The 1202-nt window shown below is 31.2% G+C and carries 1 protein-coding gene; it reads left to right on the top strand.

Features of this window, described 5'->3' with window-relative positions; translation table 11 throughout:
- The first annotated feature begins 77 nt into the window (after positions 1–77).
- Positions 78–1139, top strand: coding sequence for an IS701 family transposase (locus B0A58_RS15950; protein WP_089081859.1), 1062 nt, complete (start codon positions 78–80; stop codon positions 1137–1139).
- Positions 1140–1202: the final 63 nt, after the last annotated feature.

Below are 1202 nucleotides of genomic sequence, written 5' to 3'. Positions count from 1 at the left end.
ACTCATCTTACGCAAAAATAATAAAAATTTTTATACTTTTAACATTTGAAATGTTGATAACTTCAATAGCTTGAGAAATGGAAAATTTTGCTGATTTATATTGTGATTATTTGATTTGTTCTAACTCTTATACAACTGCAACAGGAATGGCATCGTTACTTGACATTAAGCACGATAAGATTACAAGAGCATTATCTCAAGGGGATTATGATAGTAAGTATTTATGGAATCAATCCAAGGTTTATGTTAGAGAATTGACCCAATCTAAAGAATTAATAACTTTGAGTTTTGACGATTCTATAGAAGAAAAGCGTTATACAGATGAGAGTGATTTAGTTTGTTGGCATTATGATCATACTTTTGGCAGATCTGTAAAAGGGATAAACTTTCTGTCAGCATTATTGGAAGTTAGTGATATGCGAATTGCAGTTGGTGTAGAATTCATTAAAAAAGAATTGTTTGTGGACGACCCAAAAACAGGAAAACAAAAGCGTAAAAGCAGTGTAACAAAAAACGAATTGTTTAGAAAAATGCTTCGAGAATGTTACAGCAAAATGCGCTTTGATTATGCTTTAGCAGATAGTTGGTACAGTTCAATAGAAAATATGATTTGTTGTAAGGTTGAGTGCAAATCAGATTTTATAATGGCTTTAAAAAGCAATCGATTAGTTGCATTATCATCAGAAGATAAAGCAAATGAAAAATACATAAGTATTGAAACACTACAGCCAGGACAGCAGACCATGGAGATTTGGCTCAAAGAGTTAGATTTTCCGCTGTTGCTCACAAAGCAAGTTTTCAAAAACGAGAATGATACAGTCGGCGAGTTGTACTTGGCTTGTAGTGATTTAAACTTATCGTATGACAAAATTACTACAATCTACAAAAAACGGTGGGGAGTGGAAGAATATCATAAATCAATAAAAAGCAATACAGGTTTTGCAAAATCACCAACAAAAACAATCAAAACACAAACAAATCATTTTGTTTTATCAATTGTAGCCTATATGAAATTGGAATTTTTAAAACAAAGGACAAAAAAGAATCATTTTGCAATGAAAGCCCAAATTTATTTGGCAGCACAAAAAGCAGCATATTTGGAGTTAAATGAATTAAAGAAACCAAAAAAGGCGGCATAAAAAGTTATCAACATTTCAAATGTTAAAATGTACATTTTGAAGAAAATTTTGCGTAACGTGAGT

The sequence above is a fragment of the Flavobacterium branchiophilum NBRC 15030 = ATCC 35035 genome, assembly GCF_002217205.1.
Lineage (GTDB): Bacteria > Bacteroidota > Bacteroidia > Flavobacteriales > Flavobacteriaceae > Flavobacterium > Flavobacterium branchiophilum.
The sequence above is the reverse complement of the archived record's forward strand: the minus strand, read 5'-3'. Positions and strand labels throughout refer to the sequence as shown.